The 3359-nt window shown below is 68.4% G+C and carries 3 protein-coding genes and 1 pseudogene; 2 read left to right on the plus strand and 2 right to left on the minus strand.

Translation table 11 applies throughout. The features are described 5' to 3' along the window. Window positions 1-12: 12 nt before the first annotated feature. Both hemF and BEN49_RS12600 read left to right on the plus strand, forming a co-directional pair. On the plus strand, window positions 13-885 hold the full coding sequence (hemF, locus tag BEN49_RS12595; RefSeq protein WP_438831781.1) for an oxygen-dependent coproporphyrinogen oxidase: 873 nt from the start codon (window positions 13-15) through the stop codon (window positions 883-885). Further along, on the plus strand, window positions 878-1468 hold the full coding sequence (locus BEN49_RS12600; RefSeq protein WP_070743944.1) for a phosphatase PAP2 family protein: 591 nt from the start codon (window positions 878-880) through the stop codon (window positions 1466-1468). The genes hemF and BEN49_RS12600 overlap by 8 nt, the downstream gene beginning before the upstream one ends. A gap of 252 nt (window positions 1469-1720) precedes the next feature. On the opposite strand, the gene BEN49_RS12605 is transcribed toward BEN49_RS12600, so the two are convergent. Beyond that, entirely contained in the window at window positions 1721-1918 is a 198-nt protein-coding gene (locus tag BEN49_RS12605) for a hypothetical protein (RefSeq protein ID WP_070743945.1), read from the minus strand. A gap of 73 nt (window positions 1919-1991) precedes the next feature. Further along, window positions 1992-3359, minus strand: a pseudogene (locus tag BEN49_RS27965) (hypothetical protein); the annotation flags it as partial.

Below are 3359 nucleotides of genomic sequence, written 5' to 3' on the forward strand. Positions count from 1 at the left end.
CCTGGCTGGCCGATTTCCAGCTCCGCCTCTGCGCCCCACCTCGAAGCCGCCGACGGGGGCCCCGCCCGCTTCGGCACCGACGCCTGGGCGCGCCCCGGCGGCGGCGGCGGCCGCAGCAAAGTGCTGGAAAACGGCGCCATCCTGGAAAAAGGCGGCGTGGGCTTCTCGGCCGTGTGGGGCGCCATGAGCGAGGCCGCCGCCCGCCAGCTGCACATGCCCGACCCGCACTTCTACGCCACCGGCGTGAGCCTGGTGCTGCACCCGCGCAGCCCCCGCGTGCCCATCATCCACATGAACGTGCGCTACTTCGAGGCCGGCAACGGCGAGGCGTGGTTCGGCGGCGGCATTGATTTGACGCCCATTTACGTGGACGAAGCCCAGGCCCAGCGCTTCCACCAGCGTCTCAAAGCCGTGTGCGACCGGCACAACCCGGCGTACTACCCGCGCTTCACGCGCTGGGCCGACGACTACTTCTACCTGCCCCACCGCCAGGAAACCCGCGGCGTAGGCGGCATCTTCTTCGACCGCCTCACGGTGGGCCCCGACGGCACGGCCGAGGAGTTGTTCCAGCTCATAAAAGACGTGGCCGAGCTGTTCGCGCCCTTCTACACCGAGCTGATGGCCGAAAACCACGCCCTGCCCTTCGGCCCCGCCGAAGAGGCCTGGCAAACCATCCGCCGGGCCCGCTACGCCGAGTTCAACCTGGCCTTCGACCGCGGCACCCGCTTCGGCCTCGAAACCGGCGGCCGCACCGAGTCCATCCTCATGAGCCTGCCGCCGCGCACCGGCTGGAGCTACCAGCCCAACCCGCCCGCCGCGGGCACCCCCGAGGCCACCACCCAGGCCTGGCTGCGCAAGGGCGTCGATTGGCTGGCCCATGTTTAGGGCGCTGCACGCCGTCGACGACCAGCTGCTGTTGGCCGTGAACCACGCCCGGGGCCCCGCCCTCGACGCGGTGATGACCTTCGCCTCGAACCGCTTGGTGTGGTTTCCGTTTTACGCCGCGCTCATTGGCTGGCTGGTCTGGCACTTCCGGCGGCGCGCCATTGTGCTGCTGCCGCTGGTGGTCACGGCCGTGGCCCTGGCCGACAGCATCACGAGCCGCTTCTTCAAGCCATTTTTTGCCCGCCTGCGCCCCTGCCACAACCCCGCCCTGGAGGCCCAGCTGTACCTGCCCGACGGCTGCGGCGGGCAGTACGGCTTCATGTCGTCGCACGCCGCCAACGGCTTTGCGCTGGCCGTGTTCCTGCTCCTCACGCTGCCCGCCGGCCGCTACCGGCTCCTGAAAGCGGGCGTTTTTCTATGGGCCAGCCTGCTCTCCTACAGCCGCATCTACCTGGGGGCCCACTTCCCCACCGACGTGCTGGGCGGGGCCCTCATCGGCGCCGGGCTGGGCTGGGGCGCCGCGGTGCTCTTCCGCCGCTCCACGGGGCCCCAAGGCCGCTGGGAGGCCCTGGGGCACGCGTAGGTTGCCAGTTGTCAATTGTTAGACCGCGAATAACATTCAGGGCAGTGGGCTAAAAGGGGTGGTCCGGCGACTTTTCTGTCGTCGGACCACTCTTACTTCAAACCGGAGCCGCTGTTTTCTAGCCAGAGTGGCCCGACGACTGAAAAAGTCGCCGGACCACCCCGTTTTAGACTACCGGCACATTTTGACTAACACCAAACAACTACAAACACTGGGGGCCCCGTAGCTGCTGCTGCTGCGGGGCCCCCAGTGTTACTTTCCGCGGCTGCCGGTGTGGCCGTCGCCGTGGTCACCCTGGCCGGGCTCGCTGGTCTTCTCGGCGTCGTGCCGGTCGTCTTGCGAGAGGGATTTGTTCAGGTCGACGGACGTTTCAATTTCGCCGTCGTCGTTGCGCCGGATGTAGCGCTTATCGCCGGGGTTGGGTTCGATTTCTTCGCGTTTGCTGGACATGGCGGGCGGGGAAAATAATAAAATATTATTTCTGCAACGCAATGGCCAGCAATTGGTTATTGCTGAGCTAATCCTAAAGCGCGGGCTTCACTTCGAAGGTGAAGCTGGTACTGCCGGTTTGGCCGTTGGGGGCCAGGGCCTGGACCACCACCAGGTATTGGCCGGCCTGGTCGGAGGTGAAGAATTTTAGCTCCTGCGGCTGTTGAACCAGGCGCACGTCGGGGTTCCAGTAGAGCAGGTTGCGCAGGTCGGGCAGGCGGCTGCGCTGCTGGGCCTCGGTGTCGTAGCGCGGGGCGTAGAACTCGCGGGGCACTTGCAGGCCCTCGTATTCTTCGATGAGGGCGCGCGGGTTGAGCGGGAAGCCGCCCAAATCGCCCTGGTAGGTGGTGTAGCTCACCACGCCGTCGTACACGGCGGGGCCCAGGAAGTAGCGGCTGGCCATCACGTCGAGGTTCTTGATTTTCAAGGGGTCGAAGGCCATTACCTGGTTGACGTCGAAGACGGGCAGGCCGTCGAGGAGCGTGAGGGGGTTCTCGCGCAGCAGCGCGTGGTTGGGCCGGTCCACGACCAAAAAGTGGAAGCCGTCCTTGCGCTTGCGCACCAGCACGCCGGGCACGTACTCGCGCATCACCTCCTCCACCGTGGGGAAGCGCGTGTAGTCGTCGAGGCGGTAGTGCTCATCGGGCCGGCCATAAAACGCCACCGTATCGCCCGGCACGGCCCGGAACTGCGGCGCGGCGGCCGTAAACGCCTGCTGCACCTGCCCTTGCAGGTGGCGCTCGGCCAGGCCGGGGGCCCAGCGGGCGGGCAGCGGCGGCAGCCCCGGCACGGGGGCCCCGCCGCCGACCGTGAACGGGCTCAGCAGCTCGACGCGGTACAGGCTGTCGCGCAGGGGGTTGGTTTGGAGCACCAGCTTGCGCACACCGTAGAAATTGGGCACTTCGAACTGCACCCGGCCCTCGGCCTGGCTCAGCGCATTGTCAAACCAAAACGCGCGGCCGGGCAGCGACAGGTACGCCGCCACGCCGGGCGCGGGGGCCCCGTCGGGCCGGCTGATGCGCCCTTGCAGCAGGTAGCCGTTGGCTTCGGGCGGGAAGGCGGCCGGCGGCGGGCCGCCGCTGGCGAGCACGTCGTCCCAACGGAAGCGGCGCCAGCCCTGGGTCAGCATCAGGTTGTCGGCGGCCCGCTGGGCGGTGGCGCTAGAGTCGCGGCAGTAGTAGCCGGCGTCTTCCACGTAGCCGGGCAGGTCGGCGGCCAGCAGCAGGTAGCCGGTAATGTCCGGGGCCGGGGCGCTGGCGGCCAGCGAGTCGAGCCGGTACACGGCCACCGAGGCGGCGGCCGGCTGCCCGGCTTGCAGCTGCACGGCCGCCGCGGCCCGAGGCCCATAGCTGGCCGCCGCCGCACGCCCCTGCACCGCCAGCGGGTGCGCGCCGGCCGAAGA

Origin of the sequence: Hymenobacter coccineus, from assembly GCF_001816125.1 — a bacterium.
Taxonomy (GTDB): Bacteria; Bacteroidota; Bacteroidia; order Cytophagales; family Hymenobacteraceae; genus Hymenobacter; species Hymenobacter coccineus.

Coding starts and splice junctions, on each gene's coding strand:
- BEN49_RS12600 (WP_070743944.1), top strand. CDS start 878: ATGTTTAGGGCGCTGCACGCCGTCGACGACCAGCTGCTGTTGGCCGTG.
- BEN49_RS12605 (WP_070743945.1), bottom strand. CDS start 1,918: ATGTCCAGCAAACGCGAAGAAATCGAACCCAACCCCGGCGATAAGCGC.